The organism is Paraglaciecola sp. 2405UD69-4 (assembly GCF_047525415.1).
Classification (GTDB): domain Bacteria; phylum Pseudomonadota; class Gammaproteobacteria; order Enterobacterales; family Alteromonadaceae; genus Paraglaciecola.
The window spans coordinates 124,569-142,378 of the sequence record NZ_JBLIXM010000005.1; the positions used below are offsets into that span (position 1 = coordinate 124,569).

Below are 17,810 nucleotides of genomic sequence, written 5' to 3' on the forward strand. Positions count from 1 at the left end.
ATATACTCCAAAGCCTTTACGAGTAGAAACGCTTATAAATCTTTACTTCTAAAATCCAGAAATAACTGGCAACGAAATTATTGCCAGTGATTGTTTTTATTGCTTTTTGATAGTTGGATAATCGATACCTAATTGCTCAAGATAAGTATCGTATTCTTTAGGATTGTAGTAATACTTTTCGAGCTCAGATTTATAGGTAGCCATAATTTCTTTGTTTAAATGAATAGCAGGCTTATCTTCTGGACGTAATAAAGGCGTGTACTTTTCTTCTTTAATTTGCACATTTTTATAATAGTCCCAAGCTTCATCCATTAAAGTACTGTTAGTCAACAAGTCGAACAAATTCAGTGCTTGAACTTTTGCTCCTGCAACAACCCCTTTATGGGCAATGGGTGTTGCCATGGCAACTGAATTAGACCAGTTGTGTCCCGGCAAATTAGGAATATTAGCCGGATAACGTAAAGTGATGGTAGGTACCTGCCATGAAATATCCCCAATATCATCAGAGCCGCCACCTGTAAGCTTTGTGGGATCAGGAGGATCTCTCAACTCGTTCAACTCTGTTTTTAAGCCTTCAGGTTCAACACCAATTTCAGACTGTAGCGCTTTTGCTAAAGCGATGTCATCTTCAGACCACTCAGGCATACCTACGATTTTAATATTTTCATAAGCATCTTCAGCAATCGCTTTATTCATATGCTGTGGCCATGCCGACCCTAAAACCGTTGATGACCAAGAAGTATTACTCATAAGAGATGCCCCTTCAGCCATTTTGTCTCCAATTTCCCATAACTCTTTAATATGAGGAAAATCCGTTTCTCTGAAGAAATACCAAATACTTGCTTTAGAAGGCACTACATTTGGTTGGTCGCCTCCATCAACAATAATAGAGTGGATACGTTGTGATAACCGCAAATGTTCACGTCGATAATTCATACCAACGCTCATTAGTTCAACAGCATCCAATGCACTGCGGCCACGCCAAGGAGAGCCGGCACTGTGAGCTGACTCACCAAAAAAGTCATATTGTACCGAGACTAATCCATTACCTCGCCCTGTTCCCCAACTGGTACTAAAACTATTTGATACATGGGAAAACAAAACAGCGTCAACATCTTTAAAGTAGCCATCGCGAACATAATAGGCCTTGGTTCCTAATTGCTCCTCAGCAACCCCTGGCCAAATTTTAATTGTGCCGCTGATGTCATTTTCTTCCATGAACTCTTTTACGGTTAATGCGGCTATAATATTAACCACCTGACCAGAGTTATGGCCTTCACCATGCCCTGGAGCACCTTCAATAATTGGATCATGATAAGCCACACCAGGTTTCTGAGAGGCCTTAGGTATGCCATCAATGTCTGAACCAAGGGCGATAACCGGTCCGCCATCCCCCCAAGTTGCCATCCATGCGGTTGGTACACCAGATATGCCACGCTCAATAGTAAAGCCATTATCTTCCAGTATTTTGGTTAGATAAGCAGAGGTTTCAAATTCTTGAAACCCTAGCTCACCAAAGCTAAATATCATGTCATTCATAACTTGAGCTTGCTTAGCTTTGGCGCCTACTGCATCGATAATCGTCATTTTTGCTTCCATTCGCTCTACCTGCGACATATCTTCAAATGCATTGGTAGAACTAACGATTGATGACATAGTTAGTATCATGGTGAAATTTAAAACTTTACGTTTAAACATATTACCTTCCTTCAAAACTTTATTACTTGTCATTACATTTCAACTCGGAAACCAACTTTGAACTGACGACCTAATACATCGTACAAGCCACGGTTTGTTTCTAAATAACCAGGACGGTTTTCTGAACCTTGAGATGCTGGGAAGGCAACATCTGCCGGATCTGTGTTGAACATGTTGCGAATTGACAAGAAAAACTCGGCTTCTGTATCACCGCTGAAACTAAAGGATTTAGCTGCATAAAAATCAAAATATACTTCACCATCTACGCTGTTATCATTAATTGTATAATTAGGCGCAGAACTCTCTGGGCAATTTGAGCTACATTCAATATATGCGTTACTCAGTACGCCATCACTTACACCACGAGCAGATAAGTCAAATGTCATATCATCTAGGGTATAAGTAGCAGAGGCTCGGTACTTCCAATCAGGTGTACTAGTTGTATTAGCACCAGCAGAATCAATAGCGGTTACCCCATTATCAGTAATGCTTTCTAAGTAGTTTGTAGCTAAAAATCTAAGTTTTAAATCTCCTAGAGCCCCCTCGAAAGCGTCACCTAAGCCAAGACGGTAGGTTAAATCGTAATCAATACCACGTGCCGTCATAACGTTGAGGTTATCGTATAAAAGGTTGATTGTTTGTAACGTACCAGCGTCATCATAAATCATGTTGTCACAGTATTTTTGAACACCAAACTCAACACAATATTCAGCCGTATCGTCAGCTGATACAAAGCTAATAATCCCATCAATTTCAACATCATAGTAATCAATTGCAGCAGAGAAGTTTTCTAAGAACCTTGGACGTAAGATCACACCTACCCCCCAAGAGTCTGCTTCTTCTGGAGCAACATTTGGATTACCTTGCAGGTTTTGAATCATAGGCACTGATTCACCATTGATAGTCACTGAGTTACTACGGGCAGTACCAGCGGCATAAAGCTCACTTAAATTAGGAGCTCGAATATCACGAGATTTAGTTAAACGAAATGTAGCGTCTTCAATTGGCTGATATGTCAGACCACCTTTCCATGTTGTCACGCCACCTGAAGTACTGTAATCGGTGTAACGTACTGCACCATTAAAGTCTAAACCATCTGTAATAGGAACAAGTGCTTCAACGTACCCCTCAATTACATCATAATCGCCTTTCGTTACCTTGTAGTTACCGTACTTCCAACCACTCTGATATTGAGATTCAACATAGCCATCCATTTCTTCTGTGCGGTATTCAGCACCAAATGCTATGGAGATTGGACCAGCCCAGCCTTCGAAGTCGCCAGTACTAAAGTTAATGGCCGCAACGTTTTGAATAAACTCTTGCTCACGACGGGGACGTCCTAAAACATAATCTAGAGCTTCATCACTGGCAACTCCTACTCCAAAGCGGTTAAGTGCAACACACCCGTTAGTAGGATCGGTCAAAGTTGAACGACAGACAACTTCTCCTGTATCAGGATCTAAAACTGCGTCTGTCGCTAAGGTTAAGCGGGCTGTATTATAGGTTGGGGTCATGTGCTCATCAGTTTTCGTTTTACCGTATTGATAATAAGCATCCCAATCAAAGAATTTACCAGATAGTGAAAACTCTCCATCTGCTCCGATAACTATTCGAGTAGTATCACGTTTGTTGTTCGCACCAGATGCAGGCATATCAACATTACTAGTGTTGAGGCTGAAACTATCTATTCCCTGCTCGGCCATTTGTGTAGCCACTTCACTGGGTAAGAAAGCATTATCGGCGTAGATAGTCACGCCCTTAGTGGTTGGGTTGATGTAATAGCCCAAGCCTTCATATTCAGCATAAGAGCCTTGTAAATAAACTTCAGTTTCACCTACCATATAGCTTAATCGAGCAAATAGGTTTTTACGTTCTTCGTCCGCTGCTAAAGAATTAGTTCCAAGCATACCAGAGGAGGTGTATTTCCAGTCACCGCCTTGCATCCACTGACCAGATACATCGCCATACGCTAGCTGATTGACTGCACCATCCACTCCAAAATATGTGCCAGCTAGAGGACCATCAGCTATTAGACCGCCTGGAGTGTAATTTGAAATACCGATATTTTCGTCTACTAGGAAATAAGGTGAGCCATCACTAGTATCGGGGTTAATCATCCCAACATAGCCTCTCTCAGCCCAATCTCGAGTGGTGTAGTGGATACCGTTAGCTGAATAATATTCGCCACTCAATAATAGATGGCCATTGCCTTCTGCTAATTCAGTACCGTAGGTTAATACCACTTTGCCATTTTCTCTATCTGCGTAGGTTGTTTCACCATACTCAACGTGAGACTTAAAACCTGTATATTCTTTATCTAATATAAAGTTAACTACGCCACTAATAGCGTCTGAGCCATAAACTGAAGAAGCACCTCCTGTCACCACTTCAACGTTTTTAATTAGTGATTGTGGGAATGTATTTGTATCAACCTGCCCAGTAGATGCCGACACAACATTACGTTGACCATCAAATAACACCAAAGTACGCCCAACTCCTAACGCTCGTAGGTTCAAAGCTGCAATACCTGAAGCACCATTACTAAGTGATCCCGATGATGTTGATGCTGTGCTACTACCTGTAACTGATGGTAGAGTATTGACAAACTCCGCGACACTCCCTGGAGCGTAAGCATTTATGTCGTCTTGAGTCATTATAGTGACGGGAGCTGGAGTATCGTAGCCGTCCCTTGCTACCCGTGACCCCGTAACCTGAATAGACTCTATAGCCTCTTCTTCACTTAGACTGTCAGCCTCCTGAGCAAGCGCTGTATTCGCTGCCAACATGCTAGAAATCAACATAGCTAAGTAGGTAACTCTATGCGTTTTTGATTCAATAGTTTTTGTCATGTGCTCTTCTCCTGTGCAAAGGATGTAATAATTGTTTTTATCTGCGGAATATCACTGATTTAAATACAAATGCATTTCCTGTCTCTACAGTTGCCAATTAACAAAAGCACAAGTCGTACCTAAAACATTGATTTAAAAAAATATTATTGAGAGAGCTTCGATAAACGAGAAGATTAGAAGAGCGTGCCAAATGAAAACAAACTAAAACTCAGTTAGTTACATCATAAAAAACATTATATTTACAAGCTGTAACATATAAGTTTTTTTTATATTGCTGACTTAAAAAAAATATTGAAAACTTATAATTTCAATATTTCATAAAAAAAACTTATGCAAAAATAAACTTCATTTATGCACTTTCAAATATCGCACTAATAAGATGCATAATTGTGAAGCACACAATACTTGCAGTTAAATAAACAGACATTAATTCTAATTAGAGAGATAAAACATGATAATAATTTCATAATGCTCTTACTTTTATTATGAAATTAACGATCATGTTTTATTGTTAGCAAGGATTAAAAATATGAGAACTCTAGAAAAACAATAACCCATCTAATAAAAACCCTACTTTTATGAATATTTATTTACTGTTTAAAAGCTACATTTAAGAGCTGAAGGCTAATAAGTGAGTGCCGGAGGAATAAATTGCAATCATTATATAGAGGAGAGTAAGTAATCATACCGAGCAGACGGTATGATTACTCAAATGTACTTGAAATTTAATCTGAAACTTAGAGATATCAGGCCCAAGACCAAGCTGCAGATTAACAATTAAATGCTATTCATACTCCCAGCTGACTGTGCCATTTAACGTTAGCGCTGGGTTAGTATCGTAACTTACAACTGTATTATTAAAGGTCACAGTTTGATTTGCAGTGTCTATACTGGTGTTACATGCAAGGTCGCATAAATAATCGTACTCAGCAGAGCCAGTCAAAATCGTCATTGAAATCACTATACCGCCTCCAAAGGAGCTAAGGTCGCCAATTACAATGACAAACCCTTCAGTCGCACTGCTTATATCAAATGGAGTATCACTTCCACGGTCAGTAAGAGTTAAACCTAAACCAGTCAAGATCACAGATGTCTCTAAATTGGTTAAGTCATCCCTACCATAAACCGCCGATTCGACAACTAAAGGAGAACCTATGGTGGCAGCATCGTCGCCAGTAATAGCAATGCTGCCATACTCACTATCATCCACTACGACGTCATCTTCTACGATATCATCTTCTACAACGTCATCTTCTACGACATCATCTTCCACGACGTCATCTTCTACGACATCATCTTCCACGACGTCATCTTCTACGACGTCATCTTCTACGACGTCATCTTCTACGACGTCATCTTCTACGACGTCATCTTCTACGACGTCATCTTCTACGACGTCATCTTCTACGACGTCATCTTCTATAACGTCATCATCAGCCACATCATCCTCTACTTCGATGCCAAGACTACCTTGAAGGTGAGTTAAAGCTTCATCAGCAGAGATAAGTGCTCGCGGTCCTGCAAAACTAACAGATGTCATGAGGCTCACGGCGGTTTGCACATCTAGATCATATTCAAAATCGAAAGTGCTAAGTTGAAAGTTAATAGTTAAGTCCGCGGCCTCGGCATGTTGCAACTCAGTAATGGTAATGCCATTTTCTGGGTCGCCGTCATCATCTAAGGTTTGTAAAAATGTCGCTATGTTAACAACGGTAGGATCTGTCTCATCTAACGCACCATCAACTAAAGACAAAGGGGTCAACATTGCTGCCCCAGTGGCACTTCCAATGACAATACCCCCTATGCTAAATGTAACTTCTTCACCCACTTCATAAGTAAAGGTTCCATTTTCATCGGTTGTGCCTTCAATACTACCAGATACATAATTTAACCCTTGTACTGGACTATCAATAAATACACCTTCGGCGGTTGCCACCGAATTTGAGGAGTTATTATTAGATGAGCCACCACATGCGGCTAAAAATACTAGAGGGAGAAGGTAGATTACTTTTAAAAAACATTTTTTCATTGCTATATCCTTGTAATAAAAAATCCTTTCTTCCATATACTGCATGCACTTTTCAAGTGAGAAAATAAAAGAAACAACAGAATTGTAAGCTCTTTGAATTGTTCACAAATTAAACACCTTGATTGGTTAATTTATATTCGATCTGTCGCCTTGTCTACTAGTAAGTTTCATCTACAAAAATTTATTTGAGGGGAGGCATTACCACTCCCCTCAAGATAATTAAAACTTAGCTTGCAATGTCACACTCACCTGCCGAGAGCGACCTAGTTGATGGTCTCCATAAGCATCCACCGCATCTGAATCCACTGCGTCAGAGAAATACTGGCTGATGTATTCTTCATCAAGCAAGTTACGTACATCTACTCTCACTAAAAAGTTGCCGAAATCATATCCAGCTTGAGCGTTAATTAACGTTCTGCCATCGTTGTGAGGATCGAGCCCTGCGACTCCCAAAGAGCGCTCAGGATCTAAATAAGCCGTAGACTTATCTTGATAGCGTGCGTTGATATTAGTAAACACACCTGATTCAAACTCATACTCTACAGCTATGTTCGCCCACTTAGGTATGTGTGTCACTTTTTTGAGGGGATATCACAAGCGCGCTTAGAAAATTCTAACTTGCGCTATTTTTCTTTTCTTGCTGGTTAGACAATGTCTACCAGCAAACATCCCAGTGTAATCACTCCCTATTATATTCCTGAAATTTGTATTAATCTGAGTCACAACAATCGTTGCAATGACACCTGTAAAGGTGGATTAAGTCGCTCTTACTCAAAGGCAGTTTATGCTAAAAAAATTACTATCCTTATCCCTATTCGCTTTACTAAGTTCACAATCCTTGGCTAGTGCTGATGAAGATTTATCAAAAATAATTAATCAACATTGGCAATTTGCCACCCAAGAAAAAGTATTTTTTCGTACTGATCCTGATGGTTGGAAACCAAAGGGAAAACTGGCTGAATTTACCCCTGAAGCCATTAAACGCCGTGAAACATACAACCAAAATGTATTACAACAACTGAGTGAAATAAATCCCACAGATCTTAGTGCTGAGCAATTAATGAATTTTCGCTTATTCAAATACGAGCGTGAGACCGAAGCTTCAAGCTATCAGTACCAAGACAAATATTTCCCGGTTAATTTTCTAAGTGGATGGCACACCTATTTTGCCGAAGCGCCGGCTAACATGGCATTCTTAAGCACTCAGGATTATGACGATTTTCTTATAAGCCTTAGTGATTACCCTCGCTTTAACCAAGAAAACATTAACCTAATGAAAGCAGGTGTCGCAGCAGGTTTTGTGCACTACTGTGAAAGCTTTAAAAACTATCATCAAACCATAAGCAAACATATTGTAGAAGATGTAAAAACTAGCGCGATGTACGAGCCATTCACTCGCTACCCAGCCAAGTTTACCGAAAAACAAACATCCCAATATAGTAAGCAAGCAGCTAACTTACTGGCAGAAAAAGTTATCCCCGCCTATCAAGACTTTTATGATTTTTTCGTAAATGAATACATGCCAAATTGCCGCAAAGAAGCGGGAATCGCCAGCGTAAAAGGTGGTACTGATTATTACAAATATGCAGCAAATTACTACACCACCACAGATGCCACGCCAGAAGAAATCCATCAACTGGGCCTAAGTGAAGTAAAACGTATTCGTCAAGAAATGCAGGTGATTATTGACCAGGTAGGATTCAAAGGTAGCTATGCTGAGTTCTTAAACTTTCTTGCCACCGACCCGCAGTTTTATGCACCTGATCCACAAGATGTATTAGAAAAAACAGCCTTTATAACCCAAAAAATGTACGGCAAGCTACCTAGCTTTTTTGGCCACCTCCCCCGCAACACTTTTACTATAAAGGGCTCTGCGACTCGGGGCGCTTTTTACATGCCACCGCCAGATAGCCGCTCACCTGGGACTTATTTTTTAACCTCTGTACCTGCGCAGCAACCCTTGTATAACTTAGAAGCACTTAGCTTGCACGAAGCCGTTCCCGGACACCATTTACAAAACGCCATTGCCATGGAGTTGAATGTGCCTAATTTTAGACGGACTTTAAGTCACTCTGCTTTTGGAGAAGGCTGGGGCTTATATTCAGAGCGTTTAGGTAAAGAAGCCGGTTTTTATGAAGATCCCTACAGCGACTTTGGCCGTTTAGGCTACGAGATATGGCGCGCAGTGCGCTTAGTAGTAGATACTGGCATCCATGCCTTTGGTTGGAGCCGCCAACAAGGGATTGATTATTTGTCTACGTATACTGCCCTTACCGAAAAATCCATTGCCGATCAAATCGACCGCTACATATCTTGGCCTGGGCAAGCTCTGTCTTACAAAATGGGCGAAATAAAAATTCGAGAACTAAGAGCAAAAGCAGAAACAACACTAGGGGAAAAATTCGATATTCGTAGTTTTCACGACACTGTTATTGGGCAAGGCTCGTTACCTATGGCGGTATTAGAAGACGTGATCAACGACTGGATCACCGCGCAGCAAAGTAAATGAGTCAACCTCTTTCAACCATAGCAGTAGCGCGACAAGAAGACTGGTGGCAACTGCGCCACCAGCAAAAATGCCAAGAAGTAAAACAGGTTAATCACGCTGCGAAAATTGTGTTTTTAGGCGACTCTATTACCCACGCTTGGGAAGTAGAAGGAGAGCAAGCTTGGCAACAGCACTTTGCCGCCAAAAACGCTATAAATCTTGGGTTTTCAGGGGATCGCACCGAGCATTTGTTGTGGCGAATTCAAAATGGAGAGCTAGATGAGTTATCACCTGATTGGGTTATAATCTTGATTGGCACTAATAACCCCGGCCATAGACATGACTCACCAGAACACACAGCAGCTGCGATTGAGTTGATTTTAAAAGAAATTACGACACGCTTACCAAACAGTAAAATTATTTTGATGGCAATATTTCCAAGAAGTCGCAATCAAAAAAAGCGTATGCGTAAAGCTGTTGATGCAACTAATGGATTGATCCGCCACTTTTGCAATAGGCAACAAGTTTTGTGGCTGAATATCAACCATAATTTTCTAACGAGTGATGGTGTACTTTTAGAGTCTGTGATGCCTGATTTACTGCATCCTAATTCGGCGCAATATAGCATTTGGGCAAAGGAAATCATCAAATTAACTGATGGTTAAGACCTATGATAAAACGAAATTTAGCAGCTTAAGATGCTCTCAAGTATCTTAAGCTGCTTTTAAATTCAATAAACTTTTACTAGGTAGGATTAAGCTTGAATTTACCAATCAACGTCAATTTCTTCTGACAAAGCACGGGGCCAGATTGCATCAGCGTGAGTAATATAAAACTCTTTATCACCCTGCCATCTTTTCTGAATAAAGAAATTCAAATTCAAATATAACTTTCCTTCATGAATGGTCCACCTTTTAGGATCCCCATGAACAACCACGCCGTTCTTCCCTAAGCCATAAGCACAATGTCCACCATATTGAGGACTATATTTAACAGGGTCGGCTTTAAATAAGGCTAAATTTTCAGCGCTAGAAAAGCGCCAATTCACACCTTTATATTCAGTGACGAATCGGTCATCACCTTTCACAGCGTCACTTTCAGTAAAGTATGCAACTGTATCGTATCCATCAATGGCGTAATCCCAATCATCCTGCATCCAAATTTCAGGTTCAGCAGCATTCGCCAGTGGCATCAGGAACAAAAAACTTACATAGAACAACAAACTCTTCATCATATTAAATATACTCGTTAGCGGGTTTTGAATTAAGAAAGGCTTTGCGAGAAACAAATTTCAATTAATAATCAGCAAGATTCATCTCTTTACCAAAGCACCTACTAAAGTTAGTTAATAGGTATTCAAAATGCGAATTTACCAAGCATTAAGTTGCCAAGGCTTTAACATGAGCCACCACACTTCTCGCTAACGCACTTAATGCATAGCCTCCTTCAAGTACGGAAACAATGCGTCCGTTACTGTGTTTTTCAGCTAATTTTTTTAAGTTTTCAGTTATCCATGCATAATCACTTTCAACTAAGCGTAAGTGCCCCATGTCATCTTCAGCATGGGAATCAAACCCTGCAGATATAAAAATCATTTGCGGTTGAAAGTCATCAATGGCAGTAAACCAGTGCTTAATTAGCTCCCTATAATCTTCTGGGCTAGTGCCTGCTGGTACAGGCACATTAACTATATCTTTGCGGCTAGGTTCATCACCACAAAAAGGAAAAAATGGATGCTGAAAAGATGACGCAAAGAATATTCGCTCGTCATCTTTTACTATGTCTTGAGTACCATCACCGTGGTGCACATCAAAATCAATAATTGCTACGCGCTCAAGTCCGTGAACGTCTAACGCATGCATAGCCCCAATGGCAACATTATTAAAAATACAAAAGCCAGAGGATTTATTGCGACCAGCATGATGCCCGGGTGGCCGAATTGCACAAAACACACTTTTAGTTTGCTCTGCCATCACCAAGTCTACAGCGTCAACTGCCGCACCAGCTGCATGTAAGGCCGCATCTAAACTTTTATGCATCATGATAGTATCTTCATCGAGCCAAATTCTTTCATCTGGCTCTTGAGGTGACTTATCAAATACGCTCTTAACAAAGTCTTTGTCATGGGCTCGTTCTAACGCTTGCAAAGGTGCCGGTTTAGCGTAAGCAAAATGCACCACAGGCTCCAGACCTGAAGATATGATTTGATCATTAATTGAATGCATTCTAGCTGGCTCTTCTGGATGCTCAGGCCCCATATTATGTAAGTTACATTTTGGGCTTCGCATTATGGTGACAGTCATTACAGCTCCCCTTGGGGGTTATCAGAGGGTATTTCGACATTATCAATATTCAAACGTTTCACTAACTCAATTTCACCAGGCTCTGAGTCAAACTTTCTCACAAAACCAAATTGTTCAAATACTGAAATCATGGGTAAGTTATTGGTTTTTACCAAGGCAAACATACTCGTTAAACCTCGCTTCTCAGCAATGTCTATCATGGCTCGTAACAAGCGACTTGCCATACCTTTGCCTTGATTAGTTTCTCTGGTTACAAAGGCAACCTCACATGATTTTTGTTGTTCATACAGATAATAGCGGCCCACGGCTTCAATTCTCACTTTAGAACCATCGTCCTGAACTATGGTTAATGCCACATCCTTACTCTGATCAACACTGACCAAATCACAAGACTTCTCACGGGTCATTTGCCCTGGAGTGAAGTTATAGCGCATACGAATTGTTTCTTTGGTGTGGGAATAGAAAAACTCTTGCAGCCTACGTTCATCAGATGGATTCAGGGGGCGCATATAAAATTGCTGATTTTGAAATTGAATCCGTGACATTTGTACTTCCCCGAGCTCGGGAATGTCTGTTGGGGTCCGAGTTTGATAATCAGGCACCCAGTATTTCTCTCGAATTTTAGCTAACAACTCATCTCTAAATTTAGGGTGTGCCACACGGATAAGTTCTAACGCTCGTTCACGTACGCTTTTTCCTTGCAGGCTAGCAATCCCAAATTCGGTTATCACGTAGTGGACGTTCCCCCGAGATGTAACCACACCAGAGCCTTCAGATAATGTGGCAACAATTCGAGAAACTTCACCGTTTTGGGCAGTAGAGGGTAAAACGATAATAGGTTTGCCGTTTTTACTTTTTGAGGCTCCAGTGACAAAATCAACCTGCCCCCCAATGCCGCTATAAAAATCATAACCAATAGAATCCGCTACTATTTGACCGCTCAAGTCCACTTGCAAGGCGCTGTTGATAGATACCATATTGTCATTTTTAGCAATATTCGCAGGTTTATTAACATACCCAGAAGGATAAAATTCAACGTGGGGGTTCATGTCAACAAAGTCATACACTTTTTGAGAGCCAAAACAAAAACTCACTACGGTTTTTCCAGGGTGAAAGGTTTTGTATCTATTTGTCACCACACCTCTTTGGATCAGCTCCACCAAACCATCACACAGTAATTCTGAGTGAATACCTAAATTTTTATGTTGGTATAAATAACGGGTCACAGCATCAGGTATTTTGCCTATTCCTAATTGAATAGTTGCGCCGTCCTCTATTAGCAGCGCTGTATACTGGCCAATACGGTCAATAATCTTTGAGGTAACTGATAAATCAACCTCAGGTAAGCTTTGCTCTGCTTCAATGCAGGCACTAAATTCACTTATATGTAAAAACGTTTGCCCGCATGTTCTGGGCATAAGTGGGTTAACTTGCGCAATTATGTGTTTTGCAGCCCGCGCCGCTGACATCACTACGTCAACAGAAACCCCTAATGAACAATACCCAAGCTCATCAGGAGGAGAAACCATGATAAGGGCAGCATCAAGAGGTAAGGTATCATTAGTGAATAAACCAGAAACCTCTGACAAAAAACAGGGAGTGTAGTCAGCTCGGCCTTCATCTACAGCTTGTCTTACGGTTTCACCATGAATAAAAAAGGTATTCACTTTAAACCTAGACGTATACTCAGGCAAAGCCCACCTGTCGTCAGACAGAGTCCCCATATGGGTAAGCTCAATATCATTTAAGGCTTTACCATCTTCAATCAGGCTATCAATTAATGCATTAGGGACAGCAGCGTAAGAGCCGATAAAAACTCGATTACCTGAATCAAGTAAGCTATGCCAATCAACTTTATTATCAAATGTATGTTTAACCAAAGCCATAAAACCACCTAATGTAAAAATTTAAACACTATGTTAACAATAATAGTGGGTAATTAATTTGATCTACAGCAGTTATTTCTCGGTCAAACCCATGAAAAATTTGAATTTATACTTTTAAGTTATATGCTTTAGGGCAAACTCCGGTTGACCTAAAGGGACTTCCGCGTTACAAATACATCCTAAAATTTAGTATCAATAATTTTTAAGAATTTTAAACATGAATAACGCTACTTTCTCTACTCTACTCCTGCTGGCAGCAAGACTGCACGGGTAAGAAGTAAGCAAGCGTAACCAGTTTACAAAACCCGTGCTCAGCACGGGTTTTTTGTATGTGTTTAAAAAATGAATAAAAGTCAACTACAGAGCATTTAGGAGAAAGGTATGTCTAACGGGGTTAACACTAACCAAGTCAAGATTTTCGACACCACCTTGCGGGACGGCGAACAAGCACTTCCCGCTAGTTTAAGCGTTAAAGAAAAGCTAAAGATTGCTTTTGCTCTAGAACGTTTAGGTGTGGATATTATCGAAGCTGGTTTTCCAGTATCTTCTCCTGGTGATTTTAAATCTGTACAAACTATTGCACGTGAAATTAAGCATGCCACTGTTTGTGGATTATCACGGGCGTTAGCAAAAGATATAGACGCCTGTGGCGAATCTTTAAAGGTTGCCGAAAAATTTCGTATACATACTTTTATTGCGACCTCTGATATCCACGTTAACACTAAGTTACGTAAGTCACAGGATCAGGTAGTAGAGATGGCCGTAAAAGCCGTTAAACATGCCCGTCAATACACAGATGATGTTGAGTTTTCTTGTGAGGATGCAGGCCGCACACACATAGACTACTTATGCCGTATGGTTGAGGCTGCAATTAACGCTGGTGCAAGTACAGTGAATATCCCAGATACAGTTGGGTACACAACGCCTACTGAATTTGGCGGTATCATCCAAAACCTTTATAACCGTGTCCCTAATATAGACAAAGCGACTATTTCAGTTCATTGCCATAATGATTTAGGTTTGGCTGTAGCAAACTCATTAGCAGCTGTTGAACAAGGTGCTAGGCAAGTAGAAGCCACCATAAACGGCTTAGGTGAACGAGCAGGTAACTGTTCATTAGAAGAAATTGCCATGATATTACAAACTCGCGAAGCTATATTGGGTTTAAAAACCAATATAAAAAGTGAAGAAATATCTAGAACTTCAAAATTAGTTAGTAACCTTTGTAATATGCCAGTACAGGCCAATAAAGCCATAGTTGGCGCGAATGCATTTAGCCACTCATCAGGTATTCACCAAGACGGTGTATTAAAAGGTCAAAACACCTACGAAATCATGACACCAGAAAGTGTCGGCATTAACAAAAACAACCTAAACCTAACCTCTCGTTCTGGCCGTCATGTTATCAAACACAGATTACTAGAGTTGGGTTACAAAGAGTCAGACTTTGATCTAGAAACCGTCTACGACGCATTCGTGAAATTAGCGGATAAAAAAGGCCAAGTATTTGATTACGATTTAGAAGCCTTGTTGTTTTTTAGTCAGCAAAAACAAGATGAAGAGCATTACAAGCTTAAGTACTTACAAGCAAACTCAGGTAAAGAGATCATTCCTAGTGCCACAGTTTGTATGCAAGTTGGTGAAATTGAAATCACCGAGTCAGCTATCGGAAATGGTCCAGTAGATGCGGCATACAATGCAATCACTAAAGTACTTGGTCACGAAAATGTAGATATTGTAGATTTCAAACTCGATTCAAAAGGCGAAGGAGCGAATGCCCTTGCTCAAGTATCAGTCATCGCTGAGTACAATGGCAGACGTTTCAACGGTATTGGTTTGGCCACTGATATAGTTGAATCTGGAGTAAAAGCCCTTATTTACGTACTCAATAACACACATTTGGCTGATCAAATCGATCAGCAAAAGCAACAACACATTAAAAATTCAGAGGAATAAAGTACAATGTCCGATTATAAAATAGCAGTATTGGCTGGCGACGGTATTGGCCCAGAAGTCATGGTAGAAGCCAAAAAAGTAATCGCAGCAGTCAGTAAAAAATTCGACATTAACTTTGAATTAAATGAATTTGATGTAGGTGGTATTGCTATAGACAACCATGGTCAAGCACTTCCACCAGCGACGTTAAAAGGTTGTGAAGAAGCCAACGCCATTTTGTTTGGCTCTATTGGTGGCCCAAAGTGGGACAGCCTACCATTAGAAGAGCGACCTGAGCGCGCAGCATTATTAGCTTTGCGTGGCCATTTTGACTTGTTTAGTAATTTACGCCCAGCCAGAATTTACCCTGGTCTTGAAAATTTATCACCCTTACGTGCCGATATCGCCGCCAAAGGCTTTGATGTTTTAGTAATGCGTGAGCTGACGAGTGGTATTTATTTCGGTCAACCTAAAGGCTTAGAAGGCGAAGGCGAAGAAGAGTTTGCTTTTGATACCATGCGTTACAGCCGCAAAGAAATCCGCCGTATCGCGATTACTGCATTTGAAGCCGCCATGAAGCGTGGCAAAAAAGTTACCTCTGTTGATAAAGCCAATGTATTAGTTTGTAGCCGCTTATGGCGTGAAGTAACCGAAGAAGTCGCTAAAGACTATCCAGAAGTTGAGCTAGAGCATATCTATATCGACAATGCTGCGATGCAACTTATACGTAACCCAAGCCAATACGACGTTATGTTATGTTCAAACCTATTTGGTGACATTATCTCTGACGAGTGCGCCATGATCACCGGCTCTATGGGATTACTACCCTCAGCGAGTATCAATAGTGACGGTTATGGAATGTTTGAACCTGCAGGTGGCTCTGCTCCAGACATTGCAGGTAAAGGTATAGCTAATCCAATTGCACAGATCCTCTCGCTATCTATGCTACTGAGATACAGCTTAAACGAATTAGCCGCCGCTGATGCCATTGACGCAGCAGTGATGAAAACCTTAAGTGACGGCATATTAACCGGTGAATTATTAGCACCAGAAAAACAAGACCAAGCCAAAAGCACTAGTGCAGTAGGCGATTATGTGGCAGCGCAGATTGTTTAAACAACCTAATGCCTAATGAAATTGTGCCCTTCCTATAATGGGGCGCAATGTAACAAATAAAGAAGAGAGTACGCATAATGGCGACAACCTTATATGATAAAATATGGCAAGATCATGTCATCGATAAAAACACCTCATCTGCAGTAGGCAGTGAAGGTATAATGTATATCGACCGTCACTTAATTCACGAAGTGACTTCGCCTCAAGCCTTTGATGGCCTTGATAGCAAAAACAGAAAAGTACGCTGCCCACAGCGTACCTTTGCCACTATGGATCACAGTATATCAACTCGCTCTTTAGCCATTGATGCTTGTGGCCCAACTAACCAATTGCAATTACAAACTCTTGCTAACAACTGCGAAAAGCACGGTATTTCATTATTTCCAATAGGTCATCAAAAGCAAGGTATTGTCCATGTAATGGGGCCTGAACTTGGTTTAATCCAACCTGGAATGACAGTGGTTTGTGGTGACTCACACACAGCAACACATGGTGCATTTGGCGCGCTAGCGTTTGGTATTGGTACTTCACAAGTAGAACATGTGTTTGCAACGCAAACCTTGAAGCAAACCAAAGCTAAAAGCATGTTGGTGAAAGTAAACGGCAAGCTTCCTATCGGTATTACAGCTAAAGATATAATTTTGGCTATTATTGGTGAAATTGGTCACGCAGGCGCCACAGGACATGTAATCGAATACAGTGGTGAGGCAATCTCTGCGCTAACCATGGAAGAGCGTATGACTGTGTGTAACATGAGTATCGAAGCCGGAGCTAAAGCAGGACTTATCGCTCCTGACCAAACCACCTTTGATTACCTAGAAGGCCGTGAATACGCGCCTAAAGGTGATGATTGGACACAAGCACTAGCTTACTGGAAAGGTTTAGTATCTGATGAAGGCGCAAGCTTTGACTCGGTAATCGAATTAAACGCAGCAGATATTACTCCGCAAGTTACATGGGGAACAAACCCAGGGCAAGTAATTGGTGTTAACACGCCAGTGCCGGCTGTATCTGATTTTAGCGATCCTATTGATCAAGACTCTGCAGTTAAAGCCCTTAAGTACATGGACTTAACTCCAGGTCAGAAACTATCGGACCTAGCTGTAAACAACGTATTTATTGGCTCTTGCACCAATGGCCGTATTGAAGATATGCGAGCAGCCGCAGCAATCGCTAAGAAAGGAAAAGTGGCTGAAGGCGTAACCGCTATCGTTGTACCTGGCTCAGTATCGGTTAAGCAACAAGCAGAGGAAGAACAGTTAGATAAAATATTTATCGAAGCTGGGTTTGAATGGCGTTTACCTGGTTGCTCTATGTGCTTAGGTATGAATGACGACATTCTACAAAGTGGCGATCGTTGTGCATCAACTAGTAACCGTAACTTTGAAGGTCGCCAAGGCCGTGGTGCGCGTACTCACTTAGTTAGCCCTGCTATGGCAGCTGCTGCTGCATTGGCTGGCCGTTTCGCTGACGTTCGCGACTATCAATAACCCAAGAGGATAGACT

At 41.1% G+C, this 17,810-nt stretch carries 12 protein-coding genes; 6 read left to right on the forward strand and 6 right to left on the reverse strand.

Going from position 1 to position 17,810, the window contains the following annotated elements; translation table 11 throughout:
• Nucleotides 1-96: 96 nt before the first annotated feature.
• On the reverse strand, nucleotides 97-1,698 hold the full coding sequence (locus ACMUMK_RS15930; protein ID WP_414702136.1) for a peptidase dimerization domain-containing protein: 1,602 nt from the start codon (nucleotides 1,696-1,698) through the stop codon (nucleotides 97-99).
• 32 nt (nucleotides 1,699-1,730) lie between these two features.
• Nucleotides 1,731-4,547 (reverse strand): TonB-dependent receptor plug domain-containing protein, encoded by a 2,817-nt coding sequence (locus tag ACMUMK_RS15935; RefSeq protein ID WP_414702137.1) that lies wholly within the window; start codon nucleotides 4,545-4,547, stop codon nucleotides 1,731-1,733.
• 1,294 nt (nucleotides 4,548-5,841) lie between these two features.
• Between ACMUMK_RS15935 and ACMUMK_RS15940 the strand changes: the two genes are divergently transcribed.
• Nucleotides 5,842-6,033 (forward strand): hypothetical protein, encoded by a 192-nt coding sequence (locus ACMUMK_RS15940; protein WP_414702240.1) that lies wholly within the window; start codon nucleotides 5,842-5,844, stop codon nucleotides 6,031-6,033.
• 762 nt (nucleotides 6,034-6,795) lie between these two features.
• Here the strand turns inward: ACMUMK_RS15940 and ACMUMK_RS15945 are convergent.
• Nucleotides 6,796-7,152: a hypothetical protein gene (locus tag ACMUMK_RS15945; RefSeq protein ID WP_414702138.1), complete on the reverse strand. Its 357-nt coding sequence runs from the start codon at nucleotides 7,150-7,152 to the stop codon at nucleotides 6,796-6,798.
• 208 nt (nucleotides 7,153-7,360) lie between these two features.
• Here ACMUMK_RS15945 and ACMUMK_RS15950 point away from each other — a divergent pair, with 208 nt between their 5' ends.
• Nucleotides 7,361-9,085 carry a DUF885 domain-containing protein gene (locus ACMUMK_RS15950; RefSeq protein ID WP_414702139.1) on the forward strand — a complete coding sequence of 575 codons (1,725 nt, stop codon included), beginning with the start codon at nucleotides 7,361-7,363 and terminating at the stop codon, nucleotides 9,083-9,085.
• The gene (locus ACMUMK_RS15955; RefSeq protein ID WP_414702140.1) at nucleotides 9,082-9,729 is read left to right on the forward strand and encodes a GDSL-type esterase/lipase family protein; all 648 of its coding nucleotides are present in this window, start codon (nucleotides 9,082-9,084) and stop codon (nucleotides 9,727-9,729) included. Before ACMUMK_RS15950 ends, ACMUMK_RS15955 begins: the two co-directional genes overlap by 4 nt.
• A 101-nt stretch (nucleotides 9,730-9,830) precedes the next feature.
• On the opposite strand, the gene ACMUMK_RS15960 is transcribed toward ACMUMK_RS15955, so the two are convergent.
• The 3 genes from ACMUMK_RS15960 to ACMUMK_RS15970 form a co-directional block, all read right to left on the reverse strand.
• Nucleotides 9,831-10,298, reverse strand: coding sequence for a YHS domain-containing (seleno)protein (locus ACMUMK_RS15960; RefSeq protein WP_414702141.1), 468 nt, complete (start codon nucleotides 10,296-10,298; stop codon nucleotides 9,831-9,833).
• A 145-nt stretch (nucleotides 10,299-10,443) separates the two neighbouring features.
• Nucleotides 10,444-11,367, reverse strand: a complete 924-nt coding sequence (locus ACMUMK_RS15965; protein WP_414702142.1) for a histone deacetylase family protein — start codon at nucleotides 11,365-11,367, stop codon at nucleotides 10,444-10,446.
• Nucleotides 11,367-13,253 (reverse strand): GNAT family N-acetyltransferase, encoded by a 1,887-nt coding sequence (locus ACMUMK_RS15970; RefSeq protein WP_414702143.1) that lies wholly within the window; start codon nucleotides 13,251-13,253, stop codon nucleotides 11,367-11,369. The genes ACMUMK_RS15965 and ACMUMK_RS15970 overlap by 1 nt, the downstream gene beginning before the upstream one ends.
• Before the next feature lie 381 nt (nucleotides 13,254-13,634).
• Here ACMUMK_RS15970 and leuA point away from each other — a divergent pair, with 381 nt between their 5' ends.
• From leuA to leuC, 3 genes are all read left to right on the forward strand, one after another.
• Nucleotides 13,635-15,209 (forward strand): 2-isopropylmalate synthase, encoded by a 1,575-nt coding sequence (gene leuA, locus ACMUMK_RS15975; protein WP_414702144.1) that lies wholly within the window; start codon nucleotides 13,635-13,637, stop codon nucleotides 15,207-15,209.
• A gap of 6 nt (nucleotides 15,210-15,215) precedes the next feature.
• On the forward strand, nucleotides 15,216-16,304 hold the full coding sequence (gene leuB / locus ACMUMK_RS15980) for a 3-isopropylmalate dehydrogenase (RefSeq protein ID WP_414702145.1): 1,089 nt from the start codon (nucleotides 15,216-15,218) through the stop codon (nucleotides 16,302-16,304).
• 77 nt (nucleotides 16,305-16,381) lie between these two features.
• Entirely contained in the window at nucleotides 16,382-17,794 is a 1,413-nt protein-coding gene (gene leuC, locus ACMUMK_RS15985; protein WP_414702146.1) for a 3-isopropylmalate dehydratase large subunit, read from the forward strand.
• Nucleotides 17,795-17,810: the final 16 nt, after the last annotated feature.

Bases quoted from the DNA above. Each gene is read 5' to 3' on its own strand.
- ACMUMK_RS15930 (WP_414702136.1), bottom strand. From the start codon at position 1,698: ATGTTTAAACGTAAAGTTTTAAATTTCACCATGATACTAACTATGTCA.
- ACMUMK_RS15935 (WP_414702137.1), bottom strand. From the start codon at position 4,547: ATGACAAAAACTATTGAATCAAAAACGCATAGAGTTACCTACTTAGCT.
- ACMUMK_RS15950 (WP_414702139.1), top strand. From the start codon at position 7,361: ATGCTAAAAAAATTACTATCCTTATCCCTATTCGCTTTACTAAGTTCA.
- ACMUMK_RS15955 (WP_414702140.1), top strand. From the start codon at position 9,082: ATGAGTCAACCTCTTTCAACCATAGCAGTAGCGCGACAAGAAGACTGG.
- ACMUMK_RS15960 (WP_414702141.1), bottom strand. From the start codon at position 10,298: ATGATGAAGAGTTTGTTGTTCTATGTAAGTTTTTTGTTCCTGATGCCA.
- ACMUMK_RS15965 (WP_414702142.1), bottom strand. From the start codon at position 11,367: ATGACTGTCACCATAATGCGAAGCCCAAAATGTAACTTACATAATATG.
- ACMUMK_RS15970 (WP_414702143.1), bottom strand. From the start codon at position 13,253: ATGGCTTTGGTTAAACATACATTTGATAATAAAGTTGATTGGCATAGC.
- leuA (WP_414702144.1), top strand. From the start codon at position 13,635: ATGTCTAACGGGGTTAACACTAACCAAGTCAAGATTTTCGACACCACC.
- leuB (WP_414702145.1), top strand. From the start codon at position 15,216: ATGTCCGATTATAAAATAGCAGTATTGGCTGGCGACGGTATTGGCCCA.
- leuC (WP_414702146.1), top strand. From the start codon at position 16,382: ATGGCGACAACCTTATATGATAAAATATGGCAAGATCATGTCATCGAT.